The organism is Nostoc sp., from assembly GCF_036917775.1.
In the GTDB taxonomy this organism is placed as follows: Bacteria; Cyanobacteriota; Cyanobacteriia; order Cyanobacteriales; family Nostocaceae; genus Nostoc.
The window spans coordinates 1-625 of record NZ_JBALEQ010000007.1; the positions used below are offsets into that span (position 1 = coordinate 1).

Genomic DNA, 625 nt, shown 5'->3' on the forward strand with positions numbered 1-625 from the left:
TACAGTTTTTTTTGGCAGTGTAAAGCATCAAGGGTAAAAACGACTTGTTGACCAGAAAACTCGGAGATTAATTGTTTTACTATCGCCACTTCACTTATTTTTTTGTTGGACATTGGTTGCATCCTGAGTACAATGCCCCGTTCGTGACTATAAACTGATACTGTACTGATAAAGTTTTGGTAGGACTGACTGTAATCCGTGACTGTGCAACGAATGCCTTTACCATCTATTGCCAAACGTTCTCCTGGTATCGGTGGAACAAAAACTGATGCCCAATTATTAAATAGGTCGGTGAATAGCTGAAAATCTACTGTTTTCAGTACTCGTCGGAACGTTGAATACGACGGAAACTTAATTGTCTCATCTAGATTTAACAGTTCAATCAAGCTCTGTCTGTGTACACGGGTAAAATCTTCGAGTGGTCGATAGCCCCAATACCCAGTCATTGCTCCCAGCAATATTAGCAACAATACTAACCATAATTCATGTCTTCGTCCCCGAATGTGCCTATAGTCTGGGACTTGCTGCAATTGTTCGACGAGATTCATACTTGTTAGTTATCCATTTTTCTCCACCCTATACAAATCATTATTATTTTTCTCTCGTTGTATGAAACCACCCTGCC

General features: G+C 40.0%; 1 protein-coding gene. It reads right to left on the reverse strand.

Annotation, left to right across the window (positions count from 1 at the left end):
- A partial coding sequence (locus V7K69_RS00655) for an ISAs1 family transposase (RefSeq protein ID WP_335030614.1) occupies window positions 1-548 on the reverse strand: 548 nt, incomplete at its 3' end.
- Window positions 549-625 lie beyond the last annotated feature (77 nt).